This window comes from Propionigenium maris DSM 9537, assembly GCF_027925155.1.
GTDB lineage: Bacteria > Fusobacteriota > Fusobacteriia > Fusobacteriales > Fusobacteriaceae > Propionigenium > Propionigenium maris.
Map to the genome: position 1 here is coordinate 226,935 of NZ_BSDY01000002.1, position 18,083 is coordinate 245,017.

Annotated in this window: 16 protein-coding genes, 1 pseudogene and 2 riboswitches; of the genes and pseudogenes, 8 read left to right on the top strand and 9 right to left on the bottom strand. The window is 39.1% G+C overall.

Annotated features, from left to right (window positions below):
• Window positions 1–2: 2 nt before the first annotated feature.
• The 7 genes and pseudogenes from saoX to QMG11_RS02900 all read right to left on the bottom strand — a co-directional run bounded on the left by saoX (window position 3) and on the right by QMG11_RS02900 (window position 6,193).
• Window positions 3–1,055 (bottom strand): ABC transporter substrate-binding subunit SaoX, encoded by a 1,053-nt coding sequence (saoX, locus tag QMG11_RS02870; protein WP_281833304.1) that lies wholly within the window; start codon window positions 1,053–1,055, stop codon window positions 3–5.
• 28 nt (window positions 1,056–1,083) lie between these two features.
• Window positions 1,084–1,518 (bottom strand): Cys-Cys-COOH (seleno)protein SaoC, encoded by a 435-nt coding sequence (gene saoC / locus QMG11_RS02875; protein WP_281833306.1) that lies wholly within the window; start codon window positions 1,516–1,518, stop codon window positions 1,084–1,086.
• Entirely contained in the window at window positions 1,515–2,576 is a 1,062-nt protein-coding gene (saoE, locus tag QMG11_RS02880; protein ID WP_281833307.1) for an efflux transporter SaoE, read from the bottom strand. Before saoE ends, saoC begins: the two co-directional genes overlap by 4 nt.
• Before the next feature lies 1 nt (window position 2,577).
• Window positions 2,578–2,766, bottom strand: a pseudogene (gene saoT / locus QMG11_RS02885) (thioredoxin-like (seleno)protein SaoT); the annotation flags it as partial.
• Between the two features lie 87 nt (window positions 2,767–2,853).
• Window positions 2,854–4,002: a double-cubane-cluster-containing anaerobic reductase gene (locus tag QMG11_RS02890; protein WP_281833309.1), complete on the bottom strand. Its 1,149-nt coding sequence runs from the start codon at window positions 4,000–4,002 to the stop codon at window positions 2,854–2,856.
• 797 nt (window positions 4,003–4,799) lie between these two features.
• Window positions 4,800–5,858, bottom strand: coding sequence for an OmpA family protein (locus QMG11_RS02895; protein ID WP_281833310.1), 1,059 nt, complete (start codon window positions 5,856–5,858; stop codon window positions 4,800–4,802).
• Window positions 5,859–5,977: 119 nt separating this feature from the next.
• Complete coding sequence (locus QMG11_RS02900; RefSeq protein ID WP_281833311.1) at window positions 5,978–6,193, bottom strand: hypothetical protein; 216 nt, start codon at window positions 6,191–6,193, stop codon at window positions 5,978–5,980.
• Between the two features lie 650 nt (window positions 6,194–6,843).
• Here QMG11_RS02900 and QMG11_RS02905 point away from each other — a divergent pair.
• The 4 genes from QMG11_RS02905 (at window position 6,844) to QMG11_RS02920 (ending at window position 10,304) form a co-directional block, all read left to right on the top strand.
• Entirely contained in the window at window positions 6,844–7,782 is a 939-nt protein-coding gene (locus tag QMG11_RS02905) for a hypothetical protein (protein WP_281833312.1), read from the top strand.
• 47 nt (window positions 7,783–7,829) lie between these two features.
• Window positions 7,830–8,321: a DUF2147 domain-containing protein gene (locus tag QMG11_RS02910; RefSeq protein WP_281833314.1), complete on the top strand. Its 492-nt coding sequence runs from the start codon at window positions 7,830–7,832 to the stop codon at window positions 8,319–8,321.
• 192 nt (window positions 8,322–8,513) lie between these two features.
• Window positions 8,514–9,848: a diadenylate cyclase gene (locus QMG11_RS02915; RefSeq protein WP_281833316.1), complete on the top strand. Its 1,335-nt coding sequence runs from the start codon at window positions 8,514–8,516 to the stop codon at window positions 9,846–9,848.
• 75 nt (window positions 9,849–9,923) lie between these two features.
• Window positions 9,924–10,304: a hypothetical protein gene (locus QMG11_RS02920; protein ID WP_281833317.1), complete on the top strand. Its 381-nt coding sequence runs from the start codon at window positions 9,924–9,926 to the stop codon at window positions 10,302–10,304.
• Window positions 10,305–10,399: 95 nt separating this feature from the next.
• Here QMG11_RS02920 and QMG11_RS02925 read toward each other — a convergent pair whose 3' ends face one another.
• Both QMG11_RS02925 and QMG11_RS02930 read right to left on the bottom strand, forming a co-directional pair.
• Window positions 10,400–12,130: a Na+/H+ antiporter NhaC family protein gene (locus QMG11_RS02925; protein ID WP_281833319.1), complete on the bottom strand. Its 1,731-nt coding sequence runs from the start codon at window positions 12,128–12,130 to the stop codon at window positions 10,400–10,402.
• 75 nt (window positions 12,131–12,205) lie between these two features.
• A riboswitch (Lysine riboswitch) is annotated at window positions 12,206–12,375 on the bottom strand.
• A gap of 64 nt (window positions 12,376–12,439) precedes the next feature.
• Window positions 12,440–12,611: riboswitch (Lysine riboswitch) on the bottom strand.
• 326 nt (window positions 12,612–12,937) lie between these two features.
• Window positions 12,938–13,318, bottom strand: a complete 381-nt coding sequence (locus QMG11_RS02930; protein WP_281833320.1) for a putative periplasmic lipoprotein — start codon at window positions 13,316–13,318, stop codon at window positions 12,938–12,940.
• A 541-nt stretch (window positions 13,319–13,859) separates the two neighbouring features.
• On the opposite strand from QMG11_RS02930, the gene QMG11_RS02935 reads away from it, so the two are divergent.
• Genes QMG11_RS02935 through QMG11_RS02950 form a run of 4 tightly spaced genes read left to right on the top strand, consistent with a single transcriptional unit; the run spans window position 13,860 to window position 18,082 of the window.
• Window positions 13,860–15,377 (top strand): ABC transporter substrate-binding protein, encoded by a 1,518-nt coding sequence (locus tag QMG11_RS02935; protein ID WP_281833321.1) that lies wholly within the window; start codon window positions 13,860–13,862, stop codon window positions 15,375–15,377.
• 8 nt (window positions 15,378–15,385) lie between these two features.
• The gene (locus tag QMG11_RS02940) at window positions 15,386–16,321 is read left to right on the top strand and encodes an ABC transporter permease (protein ID WP_281833322.1); all 936 of its coding nucleotides are present in this window, start codon (window positions 15,386–15,388) and stop codon (window positions 16,319–16,321) included.
• A 9-nt stretch (window positions 16,322–16,330) separates the two neighbouring features.
• Window positions 16,331–17,137 carry an ABC transporter permease gene (locus QMG11_RS02945; protein WP_281833324.1) on the top strand — a complete coding sequence of 269 codons (807 nt, stop codon included), beginning with the start codon at window positions 16,331–16,333 and terminating at the stop codon, window positions 17,135–17,137.
• Window positions 17,138–17,143: 6 nt separating this feature from the next.
• The gene (locus tag QMG11_RS02950) at window positions 17,144–18,082 is read left to right on the top strand and encodes an ABC transporter ATP-binding protein (RefSeq protein WP_281833325.1); all 939 of its coding nucleotides are present in this window, start codon (window positions 17,144–17,146) and stop codon (window positions 18,080–18,082) included.
• Window position 18,083 lies beyond the last annotated feature (1 nt).

An 18,083-nucleotide genomic window follows, 5' to 3' on the forward strand; every position in this document is an offset into this window, starting at 1 on the left:
CTTTATCTATCTAATTCCTGAGCTTTTGCATACCATGAATCATAGCTCATTCCCAATGGGAAAGCTTTCTCAATTTTTTCAGCTATAAACTTATCAAAATCAGGCACATTAGCTTCAGCATAGATCGATTCATCTACAATGTTTTCATACTTGACTTCCTTTGAAATAAAGTCGTTTTCCTGTACCCACTCCAATTCATTTCTGATCTCTTGTGGATCCAGTTTCCATGTTAGGGTCCTTCCCTCTCCTACAGTTTTTTTATAGATTGTACTTACAGCAACCTCCAATGGAACATTGTAGTTATCGGCAAAGATCTCAGCTGATTTTAAGGGGTGCTCATAGATATACTGAATTGCTTTAGCATGGGCTAATATCATTTTTTTAGCCAGCTCTCTGTGTTCTTCAATAAACTTTTTATTCAAAGTGTATGTACAGCATACTCCCCATTTACCGTTTAATAACTTATTTTCAGTTTCCATAATCTTTCCGATGCCTTGATACTCTGCCATGGATGCCCATGGATCACATGCTGTAAACCCCTTGATCTCTCCCATTCTAAGAGCAGTCAGTGCATCTGTTGATGACCCTATATCGATTCCCTGATAATTTTCTCCCTCTACTGGCAGGTTTAGATTTTTTGCAATTTGAGTCCAGCCAGTTGATCTTTCAGGATGGGTACCGATGGCAAGCTTTTCACCGATTAAATCCTCAGGTTTCTCAACATCGTTAGCAACAACCAGATAATATGATCCTCCTTTATGGTTATTTGCACCAATTACAAGGGGGGCACCCTTGAGCTGGGATCTGAATACATTGTTAACCCCGATATATCCCACATCCATTTGTCCTGCAGCCATTGCCTGGGGAACCTTTCCATTCCCGCTGATATCTACTGAAAGTCCCATATTCTCAAATATCCCGGCATCTTTAGCAATAACCGATGCAGTCATATGGTCACAGTTGTAGTATCCCAGTTTTACTGTATAATCCTCTGCCTTTTCTTCACCACACCCTAAAAATGCCAGTAGGGACAACCCAAGTATAAATTTTTTCATTCTTTTTCTCCTTTATTGATTAATTTATTTAACAACATTCATCCATCCCCTCTCCAAAGAGGTCTATGATCCTGTTATCTTCTATTCTGTATATTGCATACCCCAACTTGCTTCCCTTATAACCTGAAACTATAAACTCCATTTGAGCTTTTTCATCGATATTTTTTAACTTAATACTCTGTCTTTCAACAGGGGCTTTCACACTGCTGGTCAATCTCTCTGAGCCTCCCAGAACGACAACCATTCTTTTTTCAGACTTGGAGACTTCATAGATAATTATCAGATCACCAATTCCGTCATCTGTAATATCTCCCTCCTTGGTGAGAATAACCCTATTTGAGTATTCATCTTGAAATATTTTTAATAGTGGATTTTTTTGGTCTATATCTTCCTGGAAGATTTCCTGTGAAGAATAGGTATAGAAGATAAACCCGATAAAAAAGATAAAAATAACTTTTCTCATGCCATCACTCTCCTCCTTACCACAGGTAAAACAGATTTTACTGCAAGTAAGATAATCATCATGGAGGATATATATTTAATATATTCCGGTGGCTGAATAAGCAGGGCATTGGCAGCTTCAATAGAACCTAAGTTCTTATTAAAGTCAATGACTGGTTTAAAATCCACCAATAAAATATTTGTTAGATATCCTACTCCCAGAGATGATATAACCATTGTTGTGGAGTAGATGACAACCGTTCTCTTTCCCATAAGTTTATACATACTGAGTAATTCTGGCAGATTCGTTGCAGTACCTGCCATTAAAAATGTTACGGCTACACCGGGAGCAGCTCCACTGGCAACAAGAGCAGCAATAAAGGGAATATGCCCCACTGCACATACATACATTATAGCCGCCAGGATAGTTATACTTCCCAGGGAGAGTACGCTAGGATCCCCCAGATATCTTTCAATATAACCCTTTGGAAAAACAGTGAATAAAAATCCAGCCATAAGGATACCTAAAACCACATATTTACTTACAACAAGTGCCAGATCATTAAATGCCCAGTTAAACCCATCTATTATTTTTTCCTTAAAACTTCTGTCATCATCGTAATCAGACTGGATAAACTCATCCATACCAGGAGCATGAAGCTCATCCCCTCCAAATTTATTTCCGATTACTCCGATTAAAAATGGCAGACAGAAACCAGTCAAAACATAGATACTGGCTATCTCAGGTCCAAGGAGTCCAAAAGCAAGCAAAACTGCCACAGGATTAATCATAGGAGCTGATGTCATAAAGGCCAAAACAGGACCCAGGTAGGCTCCTGAAAAGTACATGCTCATGCCAAGAGGTATAACTCCGCAACTGCATATGGGAAGGAGCATTCCAGATAGTGTGCTTTTAAAGACTGAAGATAGTTTCGTATTCCCAAGCATCCTCTGAAACTTTAAGGGATTCAGTATATTTCTTAAGAATCCAGCCAGTAAAAAACTAAATACCAGCCATATAGAGGCTGAATTTAAAATCTCAAATGAACTCTTCAATATTTCTTCTAAAAACTTTATCATCTTAAACCGCCTCATCGATTGCTTTTTTTATTATCTCTTCGGAAAGGGTCTGGTATTTTTTTGTTTCGTTAATAATAAGAGTGGATTTCATCACTGCTCCATATTTTTTTAAGTAGCCAAAATCCTTTCCTGCTTTATAGATCTTTGCTGTTAATCCCTTTTTTCTAGCATAATCTTCCACGAAGACTTCAAATTTAGTGCATCATGGACATGCATTGATAAACTCTATTTTTTCTTTCATAATTCTTTTTCTCCTCTATTTCCAGTTACATATAGATTATAGTAACTCTAAAAATGCCTCTATTCTCGTCTTTATCTGTCCAAGGTCGGATGGAGAGTATCCAGTTTCAATACTCATATAGCTCTTCTTTCCCTCCTTGGTCACCACATTCTTCATCTGATGGGTCTCTACATTGTATGTATGACATGCCTGAAGAATTACATCTATCACTCCGTCAGCCCTATACTCCTCTACCATCTTTTTCAGCAGCTCTCCCCTACCATTATTTGGAGTCATTACAGAGCAGGGAATGTTGAGATACTTTTTGGCAATAGCATCTACAGGGTCTGTTGATTCATCGATAAGTTCCTCTAGATTCTTTGCACCACTGCAGTTTTCATTGGCCACAACTACAGCTCCGGCATCCTCTATGGTCTTTATGATCTTGTCGGCAACTCCTCCTATGGGACATCCTGTAATAATAATTCTTGGAGCATCTACAGATACTTGTGACTCTCCATCTTCGTGCTTTCTCTTCAGATCATCGATTATAGTTCTTAACCTTGCATTCTGCTGTGCCTTATCAAAGGTATAGTTGGCACCATTTAATACCTGAAACATCTCATAGCCGGTTACAGGGGGCGGGGTTAGCTTTCCAAGACCATAAAACTCCTTTAGAAGAATCCTTTCCTCGTTGGTTAACTTTATTGCTTCCTTTAAATTGTCCTCGGTAACCTTTACACCAAACTTCTTTTCTAGCTTTTCAATGAAAAACTCCACCTCACTCCTCCATACCTTCATAGCATGATCCTTATCTTGAGTTTGAGGGAGCTGCATTACATGGGTATCCTTTATCTCCCCCAGTAACTCATACATCTTCTTCTTACCATCACAAGTGGTCTCTCCCACCACCATATCGGAAAAATACATATATGGACACTTATCTGTAAGGGCATAACCATAGCTGGCCTTGATTAAAGGACACAGATTTTTTGGCAGGTGCTTCTCTGCATCTGGTATAGTCTCCTCGCTTGTAGCACAAAGGGATACAGGATAGGCTCCCGCCGCATAGATAACCTCCTTTGGAGTATATGCACAAAACATTCCCACTATATTTTTTCCGTCATCCTTTAGATTTTTTACAGTTAAGAAGCCATTTCTTCTGGCATCTTCGAATTCTTCAAATTTCTCTGGTAAATCATTCATCTTTCTTCCCCCGTATAGTCAGTTATTTTTTATCTTTTTTGTCCACTTAGCAGCACAAGTTCAAATAATCTTAGATTTTTTAATAACAAAATTTTTGCTGTTGCTAAACCTGGATTTATTCCTGCATAAAGTATCCTTCTTAATTTTTGCACAACAAAAATAGCCCTGCAGATCTTAAAATTTCAAAGAAAATTTTAATCACTGTACGACAAAAAGCCATATGGACTATGGATATCACGATGCCATTAGCATCCTATTTTAAGTTGGTTAATTAAAGAATTTAAAAAAATTAGAATTTAGAATTGAAAATGAAATTAAAATGGAATTTCTACTTAGAAGGGATAAAAACACTTATTTATCGGTAATTCTTCTAATCTATAATTCTAATGGGTATTTACTTCTTCCAGAAGTAAGGTTCACAGATCAAAGTCATACTCTAAAAAACATGGTATCTCCTTTCAGTTTAAATTTTATACATTACGATTAATAAATTAACATAAATCCATAATAAACGTCAATATATTTTTAAAGTTAATTTTTATCTTCCCCTAGACAGTCAACACTTTGGTGTCATACATAAAACTGGATCCATCTATCAAATATTGACTACGATCACCTTAAGTAGCTGGGATTTTTTTATCCTCTAAATTAAATATAAATTCTATAAAAAAGAACGTGAAGCCTATCCCCCTCTAACCTTATACAATGAATTTCATGGTGGCAATAATTTATATCTTTATACTTCCTTAACAAAAAAAACAGGAGCACTAGTGCTCCTGTTCCTATAAGTTATAGAATTATTCCGCTATAAACTTTATCTCTACTCTTCTGTTAGCTCTTCTAAGCTCAGCAGTTGAGTTATCATTTAAGAAGTTAGTTTCTCCAAGGCCCTCAGCCTTAACCTCTATATTCTCATTGGTTAACTTTTCTCTTATAGCATCAGCCACCTTGTCAGCTCTATCCTGAGAAAGCTTCTTATTGTAGCTCTCAGACCCCTTGCTATCTGTATAAGCTTTAACCTCTATAACTCCTGCCTCATCTGCTAGGTCTGTATTTATTTTATCCATTAACCCACTGTCAAGCTCTGAAGTTGTCAGCTCATTCACTCCATAGCTTGCACTTAGAGTTATTGAAGAATACTTTTCTAGCATCTCCTCTCTCGCTGCTGCTCTTGCAGTCTCCTCAGCTCTTAAAGCCTCTTCCTCTGCTAAAAGCCTGGCTGCCTCCTCTTTTTCCTTTGCCTCCTTCTCAGCAGCTAATCTAGCCTCCTCTGCCTGGTATCTCTCCTGCTCAAGTCTAGCAGTTTCTTCCTTCTCTCTTGCTATAACATCTCTCCTATTCTCTCCAAATCTGTAACCTACTTTAAGGGAGAATACTCCTGCCTGGTCCGCTGAGTAAAACTTTGAAGAGGTATTAACATCAAAGTGCTCATACATTCCCTCTAGAGTAATGTTTCCGTATTGCTTACCTATCCCAAGTCCCGCATATAGTCCATCTTCAGCTCCTGAGTTCTCATACATAGCCCACCCCAATCTACCTACAACATAGAAAAGGTCATCGGATACAAAGGACTTACCTGTCAGGTATATTGGGTAGGCATTAGCACCACTTAAATCATTGGAAGATCTGCTGTCTCCCTTGAAGTGCGATTTCCTCTCTATACCAAATCCATAATCAAAGGGCTTATCTTCACAGTTAAATAAAGCCTCTGCCCCTATACTTGCTCCCCTATCAAAGTCAGCATAACCATTTTTTCCCTCTCTGAAAGGCTCAAATCCTCCTTTAAGTTCAAGCTGTGCTGCATTAGCTGCTGTGCATATAGTAAGTGCAGCTAAAAGAATCTGTAATTTTTTCATCTGTATCTCTCCCTTGTGTATAATCTATTTTTCAACTTTACTCATAATCAAGTAAAAATTGTTGATATCTTAATTTTCATCCCATCCAAAAGCGTATCTTACAATACCTATAAAAAATTCTAACACTCTTCAGACATCTGTCTTTCCTTCTCTCTCTTCCTTTTATAGATAAGGTATCCTATTGATAAAAGCTGGACTAACGGAGTCAACAGGAATCCTACTACCTTCCCCAACCCTACACTATGCTTTCTTGTTAGATCTTCGGTGGACATAAAAAATATAAGCGCTAAGAATACCATTCCTATCCTCGTTAAAGCCTCATAAATTTCAGACATCTTTTCCACCTTCCATAAATTCTCTAATGACATTTTTCTTCCTCAAATGAAAACATAACATCATAGCATGGTAAACAGTTTCATGAAATGGTTAAAAAAGTTAACTACTCATCTGACTTATTATATTTATTTTTATTTGAGTTAAGCATTTTTTTCAGGTTGCTCCTTAAATTAATAAGAAGTATCAAAGTGTAAAGGAAGCCAGAGAGAATATCCCTCAGATGGAAGCCAAAAAAGAGACCCTTGAACCATTCCAAAAGAGGAAAGAACGCTAGCGGAAGTTGCTGAACTAAATGAAATTAGATATATGCTATGCTTCCTGCAAGTTGGAAAGTAATATAGAGTTTATTTAAAGGAGAGAGATCGTTGATGGTCTCTTTCTTTATTTCCGATTACACTTAAAAGACCTTTAAAATGATAAGGTAAACCTTAGAACCTCTAGTCCAATGACCGAAGGTTTTTTATCTGACTCTTCAGGAAATAAAGAACAAATAAGAGGGGGCTATTATAAATAATTGTGGTGCACATTTTAAAAGTGTTATAATTAAACCTTAATATAATATATTTATTTTGAAATTTTACTTAATCTTAACTTTTTTAATATAAAATATAGGGACAGGTGAGAGTAGTAATCTAGGAGGAAAGTAAAGATGATATTATCTAATATTAATATAAAATTATTCAAGGAGGCTTATCACGTCTACAATAAAACAAATAGCTCCTTAGAGGAGGATTTTCAGGGATTTGAATTTTATAACGACATAGATTTCAAATGGAGGAGGGAAAACTTCTTAAAGAGCTTTAAAAATAACTTTTTCAGCCTCTTAATGACGTCACTCCTTATAAAGGGATGTGGGAGGGAGAATATTGTAATCTACTCCAAAGTAATAAGCTGTATAAGGCAGATCATTACATCAACAGACAATATAATAGATAAAGAGAATAAGGGGATAATATTTATTCCTAAAATAAAAAATAACGTTGTTAAAAATGTTCTTCTTACAATGGCATCGCAAAACCTATTGGAAGATTATTCAGTTAAGCTCTGTGGGGGTAATAGCATCTCAAGGGAGATAATAAACAGGATTCACAGGATAGCCCTGGCAGAGTCTAAAAGGGATGAGAATCAGTATATCCTCTACCCCACTCCAGAGTATATAAGAGATACTATCCACAGGGGGATAGGGGGAGAGCTCCTTGAAATCTCCATGATAGCTCCTAAGATGATGGAGAACTCAGAAGTTTTAGGGGGCTTCTCAAAGGGGCTGTTTAAGATAGGAATGGGGCTTCAGGCTCTGGATGATCTGTGCGATATAGAGGAGGATCTTCTGGATAATAAGGTAAACTATGCTGTTTCAAAGTTGATCCTTGCAGGAGATTCCTTGGAGGAATTAAAAAAGAACCCCGGCATAGTCCCCGATGACTCCTTTATTACAGCTTATACTAAAGAGGTATTAGAGGACACCCTGGAAGGATTTAAGTACCTGAGAGAAAATGGGTTCCCCCTGACCAAGGGAGATGTAGATATCCTTTTAAAACACCTCTTTAAGATAAGGGGACTGGATAAGTTTTACAGGCTGGCATCTTAATTTTACTGAAAACGTATTTAGAATTTAAAAAGGAGATAATGATTTAAATGTTAAAAAGATTACTGGTAGTATTAATGCTTGCCCTAGTGAGTGGAGTGGCATATGGAGTGGACAGCCCTACAGACCCCTTTGAAGGATATTGGAAAACAAAGGATGGCAACTTTATCCTAAAGATAGAAAAGAATAGCACCGCCATCTATAGTGGACGGGTAGTCTGGCTGAAAAATCCTAATTTTCCTAAAGGAGACAGGGATGAAGGAAAAGTTCAGACAGACAGAAATAACCCCGATCCAAACTTAAGGAATAGAGGTGTCTTAGGACTTCAAATCGTTGGAGATCTAAAGCTAGACAATAGGAAGTTAAGGAGGGGATGGGTATATGACTCATGGCATGGTAAGAAGTACTATGGGAGTGCCAGGGTAAAGAATGAGAACCTTTTAAAGCTTAGAGGTTCCCTGGATAAATTCGGAGTACTGGGATATACCATGAAAGCATACAGAGTCCCAAGGGAAGAGTATGGCAGGTATGGATTAAAGTAGTAAGATGATTTTGAAAGGATAGATTTTAATCCGGTTAGTGAGGTAAGGTGGAGGATAGGAGTAAGGAGAGGGCTGAAATCAGCCCTCTTTTTTTATAAAAAATTCAATTAAAGTTGCATAGAACCTCAAAAGTATGTAATCTATAGTTTGACCCTACTACACACTTTAATAATTATGGAGGCTCCCCCGACAATGAAAGATTTACACAGATACCTAGAAAAAACTACCTTCTTTTTAGAGGATACATTTGACCGGCTCAAATTAAACATAGGTTATTCCTTTAATTTTGTTAAGGTCTCTGAGGCAAATACTTCTCTGGAGTTTTACAGAGAGGTGGAATCCCCTCACCAGAACTTTGATTTTTTTGATTTTACAAGAAGATATAGATCGCTGAATAATATTTCCTCTAAAACAGAGGCATATATCTTTTCCCTGAATAAGATCTTTTCTCAAAATAAAAATAAAGTATTCATCTTTAATGTAGAGGATAGGGAGAGCTTGGAAACCTCCTTTTTCATACTTCAGGTGGACCTTGAAGCATATAAACGCCATATAAACCGTGACTTTAACTGTAATTTCCTGGATTTTCTATTTGACCAGATATTTTATAAGATAACCCACGATTTCATAACAAGAAAGGGCGGTACCCTTATCTCAACTTTAGGTCCAAGGGAGATAATTACCCTTGCTACCAAGAGCTTCATAGATTCCTTAAAGATAAGGGATAGGGATATTGATATCCTTGAAACGATAAATTCTGTCTCCAGGATGAAGTATGAGAACAATGAAGCGATAGTGGAGATAGTTATTTCAAATTTAGACAGTTTAATTATTAACAATATATTGAGAATCGAGGGAGATGTTAGTATCAGAGAAACACGAAAGATCAGAAAGCTACTAGAGGGGACTAAGGGTAATTTTTCCCTGGTATCGGACCTGGAAAAGGTCTACGGATTTGCCAATAAGATTTTTTTGAAGACTTTAAAGGGAATTTTCAGAGTAAAGATCCTGGCAAGCGAGCACTGGGAGTTATATTATGGGGAAAGGAAGCTCCTTAAAATAGTGAACGGGATACCTGTATTTGATAAGTTATTGCTGGAAAAACAAGATTTTATTAAAAAGCTTGAAGTTACCTTTAACAGCCTTTTGATCTGGGAGAGGGAAAAGTTATGGAACCTGGTTGAAAAAGTAATTGAATCAGGGCAGGGGGCGCTCCTTGTGATAACTGAAGGATATTTAGAGGAAGCCAGACGTCTCTCCATCCACTCCACAGTTTTTAAGCCCTTTGAAATGAAAAGCGATTTAATACTGGACCTTTCAAGAATTGACGGGGCTATACTGATGTCCCCCCAGCGGATGTGCAGTGCCATCGGCGTCATCTTGGATGGTGTTCTTTCAGAGAATGGTGACTCCTCTAGGGGAGCCCGGTTTAATTCTGCATTGAAGTACTATGACACTCAAAAAGATAAAAATAAGATGATTATTATAGTGGTTTCTGAGGATGGAGCAGTTGATATTTTAGGATAGGATACTTAATAGCATCCTTCTAGAGAAGCATGTTAGAAGGAAGGAAAGTTCAGTTTAATAATAGGGAGGTGAAATATGAAAAGAGTTTTATACTTAATGCTGCTTTTATCTGCAGTGTCCCTTGGTAAGGGTAACTTTGAAGCCAGCGAGGCTATCCTTGAAACACACTTTGAGATTGAATACCCCTCCATTACCGACGGGAATACAAAGCTTGAAGATATTGACTACGATCTGACTATCTCTCAAAATAAAGCTTTACTAGAGCTTGAAATTGAGTCGGTACTTGGAGATGAGAATTGGTCAAAGTTAGATAAGCAGGTATTTGAAGAGGTTGTCCTTAAGCTTGTGAGAAGTATAAGAGCAGAAATGGACAACCCAGACCTTGAGGTCAGTGTTTTTGTTAAGCTTGATCAGGATTTTAAGGATTATCACCTTTTATTTAATAAGACTTACTAGAGGTAGGAGGGCTTTAAGCAGCCCTCTTTTTTTATAAAAGGATCGGGGTGAGCTCTGTGCTCACCCCGATAGGTAGATAATTATTAAAAACATTATTATGCAGCTGCCTGTGGTGAAACTCTTTCTTCACCTTCAACGGGCTTACCAATAAACCTGACCATAGCAACAACAGATATTATAGACAGGGGTAAAACTACAGTTGCAGGAAGACCCATCCCTACTGGCAGATATCCGAATACTACAGATAATCCTGCCACAGACAAAGCATACACCAGCTGAGTTCTCACGTGGGACAGGTGATCACATCCTGCTCCCATAGATGACATGATAGTGGTGTCTGAAATAGGTGAGCAGTGGTCTCCAAATATCGCTCCAGTAAGTACAGCCCCGATACATGCAACAGTATAGGTATGAAGAGCCTCAGGAGCAACACCTGCATTCAACCCCACAGCATTGGCCAGTGGAATTGCCAGAGGCATTAAGATACCCATAGTTCCATAGGATGTACCAGTGGCAAAGGCTATAAATGAAGCCAGGATAAATATTATAGATGGCATAACAGCCTTTGGTATTCTAGATGACAGCATGGAGATCAGATATGTAGATGTTCCTAACTCCTTTATTACCGAGCTCAGAGACCAAGCCATTAGGAGAATAACACAAGTTATTATAAGGGGCTTCATACCGTGGATCCAGGTCTCTATAGCTTCCCCCACTGAAAGGATCCTCTGGGAAACTCCCATAAAGAGAGCCACTATGGATGCAAATACTGCTGCCTGGAATAGCACAACAGAGGCATCTGAAGCTCCAAAGGTTTCCCTTATGGCAAAGGCAGAGAGAGGGCTCTCATTGACCCTTGCTAGTACCTCTCCATCCAGTGAAGATAAGCCGTTGTAGTAGAAACCGATAAATGAAAATAAGATCAGGATCCCAATAGGGATCAGGGCATTTCTCATCCTAGGAGTAACCCCCTCCTTAGGCATTGTAGATGTGGCTTCCCCCTCTAGATCCTCTGAATTAACAGGTGATGCTACCCCATTTAAACGGGCATTCCTTTCAGCTTTAAGCATAGGCCCAAAATCTCTAGACATATAGGAAGATATAGCTACAAAGGCCAGCATAAGGATGTTGTAGAATCTGTATGGAATAGTCTCAACAAAGATCCCATAGGCATTGATATTCTCCATTCCAATGATAGCATAACCATCCTTGATAACGGAGATCTCATAACCAATCCATGTGGAGATAAGAGCAAGGCCTGCAATAGGTGCTGCTGTTGCATCTATGATAAAAGCCAGTCTCTCTCTGGATATTCTCATCTTATCTGAGATAGGTCTCATTATAGGACCGACGATCAGTGCGTTGGCATAATCATCAAAGAAGATAAAGAGACCCAGGATCCAGGTAATAATCTGTGCTGAGACAGGTGAATTTGCCCTTTTAGCCAGGGATTCAGCTACAGCTCTTGCCCCGCCCATCTTTGAGATAAGAGCAATAAGACCACCAATTGCAAGAACCTGTAAGATTATCCCGGCGTTCCAGGAATCAGCCATGGAATTAATTATTCTGGTAATGATATCTGTGAATCCTCCCACAAGACCACCAAAGAATCCGCCTCCTTCCATTCCAAGTAAAAATGTTCCAGAGTACACTCCGATAAAGAGCGAAAGTATTACATTTTTAGTTACAAAGGCCAAGATAATCGCTATTGCCGGCGGCAGGAGTGTCAGGAGACCAAAGTACTCAGCGTTGGTAGCCACATCTCCCGCAAAACTAAAAACAGATAAACTAATAAACATCGATAATACTAAACCTAAACTTCTCATAGTTCCCCCTTTATGTAGATAAAATTATTTGTTAAATAAAATGACTACCAAAATGGAAATCTGGTAGTCAAAGTAAAACCAGATAGCTCCCCATCATTCGATGACAGTGTTATAGCTGTTAACTAATAACCCCAGAAAAAGACCTTGTGGAGATCCTCTCTTCGGCAAATCATCCTTTCCCTCTCTTCACAGCCTTCCACTAGCTCCAGGAGTTACTCATAATCATCGCGACCTCTATCCATCTATTTAGTTTTGGCAATAAAAAAGACTGTTTAGAATACTAAACAGTCAAATAATCATAAGTAATAATCAACTGATAGTACTCCACACCACGTGTGACAGTTGTATAGATATTATCTATACCCCCAGAATGCCTCCTTTAGCCTGGATCATCCTTCGGCAACCTCACCTTTTATCCATCTTCACAGCCTGCTAAGCTCCAAGGGATTACTCTTTGATAGTTGCGACCTCTATCTTCAACAAGTCATTTTATTTGTAATGAGTTTATAATTTTTTTTTAGATCTGTCAACATTTTTTTCACAGCTGCTGCCTTCCCCCTAAACTATAGGGACCTATGATATATCCGTGTCTTGCGCCTGTCCCTTAGCTTAAAATCACAGGAAATACAAGGTCAGAAGAAAGACGCCTGTACCGAAATCTGATATTTTCTAAGAACATCTTAAAGATATGGAAAGGGGAAAAAAGCCTAAAAGGGTAGCTTTGGGAAGCTTCATAGGAGGTTCTACTTTTTATAAAAAACAACTCCCGGAAATACCGGGAGTTGCTTATCAACATTGCTTCTTCAATTATCTTTCACTTTCTTCGCTGTTGGCAGCCAGGTAAACCTCGCTCATGAGAGCCATATAGTAAAGGTAGTTCTTTTCCTCTCCATTTACTTCCATACCAGAAAACTTAAAGGAATCTCCCGATACCTTGTAGCTGATAACTACCTCGTTCTTAGTATCCCTCTCATACTTGATACCCGTAAGATCCACATAGATCTCCTTATCCCTTCCCTTCTCCTTCTTCCAGGAAGTCTTGTCGAAGTACTTTTCAAAGGCCTCTCCCAGGGTCATCTCATTTAAAAGGCTGTCTTTATGATCTTTAATAAGAAGAACCTCTGGATCCTCCTTCATACATCCTGTCATAGTCAGAACTACAATAAGCAGCATTAATAGTTTTTTCATCTTTTACCTCCACATCATTAAATTACATGTTTTTATATTCTATAAGCCCCCCATCATTTTGTCAAGGAAGCTTCCTTCTATCTCTTCTTAATTTATTGACCCTCCAAGAATATCCCTTCATCCAAACCTGTGCCCTTTCTCTGGGGAAGAATATAAAAAGATCAGCTTTTAAAGGGATTATTATTAAGGCATTGTTATCTCTTTCTTTACTTTACAAAAATACAGATTATTTTCAACAGAGGTCGCTCCCTTTAAAAATAATATTTTTTATTAAAAAACTTGATTTTAAAACTAGTTAGTAGTATTATAAGAGGACTTCAGAATACAGCCTGAGGACAGCTTTTAAAATTATTATTTGTCCCAGAGAACACCTTTCAAAAAACAGAGTGTTATTTTAAGGTTAAAGTTTGAAGACCATCCTAAAAAAATATTGTAAAAGATTGTTGGTGTGGGAATTAAAGAAGAAATCTTTGGAGATGTGTCTAAGGATTTTTTTATAAAAATAAATTACTAATTAGTACTATATTATTCAGGAGGAATTATGAAAAATTTAATGGGTTTACTGACAGTATTGATGTTAATTCTCAGCGGATGCGGGGAAGAGAAATCATCCAAGGAGAACACCTTAAAAACCAAGGTAGAGGGGGGAGAGCTTGTAGTAAGAATTTCCCAGGACATGGATTTCTTAGATCCCCATAAAGCCCTAGCTGCAGGTACTTACGAGGTTATGTTTAATGTTTTTGAAGGTTTACTGAAACCAACCAGTGAGGGGAAGTTAGTTCCAGCTGTGGCAGAATCCTTTGAAATATCAGAGGATAACCTTACCTATACCTTTAAGTTAAGGGAGGGAATCAAGTTCCACAATGGTAGAGATGTTCAGGCGGAGGATATTATCTTTTCCCTAACTAGAATCAGCGGAGATTTCCCAGGAAACTCAGTTGTAAGAGACCTGGCTAAGAACATTAAATCTGTAAAGAAGATAGATGAAAATACTGTTGCAGTGGAGCTGAAGGAAGTGGATGGAACTATTCTCAGTAAGTTTACCACAGCTATTATTCCAAGGGATGTAACGGATATTGAAAAGACCCCCATTGGAACGGGGCCATATAAATTTATAGAGTATCTTCCAGGACAAAAACTTGTTATGGAGAAGTTTTCAGACTACTGGATAGAGGGAGTTCCAACTATAGACAAGGTGGAATTTGCAATCATCAAGGATGAGCAGAGTTCCATACTTTCCCTTCAAAGGGGAGAGATAGGCCTCTACCCGCGTCTGGGATCTACTCATATTCCTACTGTGGAGGTTACGCAAAATATAATCGTAACTGAGCAAAACCTTATGCAGATCCTATCTCTGAACAACAAGGTTAAGCCCTTTGACGATCTGAGAGTGAGACAGGCAATAGCCTATGCAATGAATTCCCAGGAGATCATCGATACTCTGGATGCTGGCCTTGGAAAACCCATCGGAACTAATATGAGTCCGGTTATGAAAAACTACTACAATGAAGAAACAGAGGGAACTTATACACATAATATAGAAAAGGCCAAGGAACTGTTAAAGGAAGCCGGATATGAAGATGGATTTGAATTTACTCTGAGCCTTCCTACAAACTACAGATTTCATGCTGATACAGGGGTAATTGTATCGGAACAACTGAAGAAGGTGGGGATTAAAGCTAATTTAGTTGAGGTCGAGTGGGGAACTTGGTTAAAGGATATCTATGCTGGAAGAAAGTATGAGGGGACTATTATTGCTCTAGACGGAAAGATCGAGCCATACGATATCTTAAATCGTTATATCAGCACTCACCGTAGAAACTTTATGAACTATGACTCTGAAAAGTACGATGCAGTTATGAATAAAATTACCCAGACTACAGATGAAGAGGCTAAGAGGGAGCTATATAGGGAAGCTCAGATGATACTGGCTCAGGATATTCCAGTTGTATTTATCATGGCACCAGCAGGAATAGTTGCAACAGATACGGATCTAAGAGGATATACTCCATATCCTATCTATGTACAGGATATCTCCACCCTCTACTTCGTAAAATAGGAGAAGTTATGATTTATTTTATTAAAAGAATCGGCATAATGCTCTTCACACTGTTTCTTGTTTCAGTGATCTCCTTCTCGGTATTCCAGATAATCCCTGGAGATCCTGCCCTTTCAAAGTTAGGGATGGAAGCTACCCAGGAACAGGTAGAGATGCTGAGAACAGAGCTTATGCTGGATAAACCACTTTCCACACAATATATTCACTGGGCAAAAAACATCTTAAGGGGAGATCTGGGGGAATCTATAAGGTTTTCAAGGCCTATAGAGGAACTTATAAAGGAGAGGATAGTGGTTACCCTGACCCTGGGGATCTACGCCATCCTCATTGCAGTGGCTATAGGAATCCCCCTTGGTATCTTAAGTGCTAAGTACAACGATACCAAGCTGGGGGTCTTCCTCTCCGTCTTCTCTCAGGTGGGGCTTGCAATCCCAGAGTTTTGGCTGGGGATAATATTCTTAATTGTATTTGGGATTATATTCAGGCTCTTTTCCCTGAAGTATATTCCCTTTTCAGAGGACCCCATCTCCCACATAAAGATAATAACTCTTCCTGCCCTTGCCCTTGCTATATCCAGAATTTCAGTTGTAGCAAGACATATGAAGAATATCGTATTGGAGGAGCAGGAGAAGGACTATGTAAGAACAGCATACAGCAAGGGACTTTCAGCTAATAAGGTCTATATCTGCCACATCCTTCAAAATGCTCTGATCCCAACAATTACCATCATCGGTATGCTCACAGCAGGGGTATTGGGAGGAGCCATAGTGGTTGAACAGGTGTTTAACCTGCCGGGGATCGGAACCCTTTTAATTAACGGGGTTACCACAAGGGATATACCGCTGGTTCAGGCCATCATAACCTATATAGCCTCAGTAGTAGTAATCATAAATTTTTTAATCGATATCCTCTACAGAGCTGTAGATCCGAGAATATCGATTTAGGAGAATAAAATGAATGTACAAGTCAAAGATCACAACCTGATAATAGGGGGAGGAATTTTGTCCTTCCTCCTGCTTATTATGGGGATCAGTTTTTTTTATCTGCCCCACTCAGTTACCGAGATACATACAAGCTTAAGACTCTCTCCACCTAGTTCCTCCTATCTTTTGGGGACGGACAACTTCGGAAGAGATATCCTCAGCCGGCTCATGAAGGGATCCCAGACAGCTTTTCTAGTAGGGGTGATCTCTGTGAGTATAGGAAGTAGTATGGGGGTTTTTCTGGGAGCAGTCTCCGGATATTTCGGCGGCAGGACAGATGAGATCATCATGAGGATAATAGATGCCATGATGGCTTTTCCAGGTATTCTCTTTGCCCTTATGTTTATCTCTGTATTTGGAGTGGGAATAGAGAATACAATGATAGCCATCGGGATAATGTCTATACCTACATTTGCCAGGATAACCAGAAGTGGTTTCCTACGGGAAAAGGAGCTGGAGTATGTGAGAGCTGCCAGGGTAAGGGGAGCTTCCAACCTGAGAATCATCTACCACCATATCCTCCCCAATGTTTTATCCCCGGTAATAGTAGCTGCAACTATGAGTTTTTCAAATGCTATCTTAGCGGAAGCAGCCCTTAGTTATCTGGGGCTTGGAGTACAGGCTCCCAACCCCAGCTGGGGAAGGATGCTAAGTGAATCACAGATGTACTTTATGACAGCTCCATGGTATACACTGGCCCCTGGAATAATGATCAGTTTAACTGTACTGGCCCTTAATATGCTGGGGGATTTTTTAAGAGGTTATCAAAAAAGGTAGGAAAAGATGATTATTGATATTAAAAATTTAAATATATATTTTAATGAGAAGACAAAACTCCAGGCTGTTAACAACCTTTCATTCAGTGTTAGGAAGGGGGAGATATTTGGTCTTGTGGGGGAATCTGGATGTGGAAAAAGCCTTACATCCCTTGCTATTATGAGGCTCTTAAGAAGAAATGCCTCCCTTTCTGGTGAGATCAATTTTTTAGGGGAAAACATCCTAGATCTTTCTAAGAAGGAGATGGGGTCTCTGAGAGGTAGGGACATCTCTATGATCTTTCAGGAACCTCTAACAGCCCTAAACCCCCTCCACAGGGTGGGAAAGCAGATAGATGAAGTTCTGAAGCTCCACACATCCCTGTCCAAAAGGGAGAGGAGGGAAAAAACTCTGAAACTCATGGAGGAGGTAAATTTAAGGGATTTAGAGGAGACATATAAAAAGTTTCCCCATGAGCTTTCAGGAGGACAGAGGCAGAGGATTGTAATTGCCATGGCTATTGCATGTGAACCCAAACTAATTATAGCCGATGAGCCCACAACAGCCCTGGATGTAAGTACCCAGGCTCAGATCATAGATCTGTTGAAGGCAATAAATAAAAAAAGGGATAACTCCCTTCTCTTTATATCCCACGACTTAGATCTAGTAGATGGACTTTGCCACAGAGTGGCAATTATGTATGCAGGTCATATTGTAGAGATAGTAGAGAAACTAGGGGAGGCAAAACATCCCTATACCAGATGTCTTTTAGATGCAATACCAAACCCGGCACACAAGGGAAGGGATCTCTACTCCATCCCAGGAAGGGTTCCCACCCTTGCTGAAAGAGGAGGGGGATGTCCCTTTGCTCCCAGATGCCCCATGGCAAGGGAAGGATGCCATGAAACCTTACCAGAACTTCTCGAGAGAAAGGATGGACATCTTGTCAGATGTCCCTATGTATAGG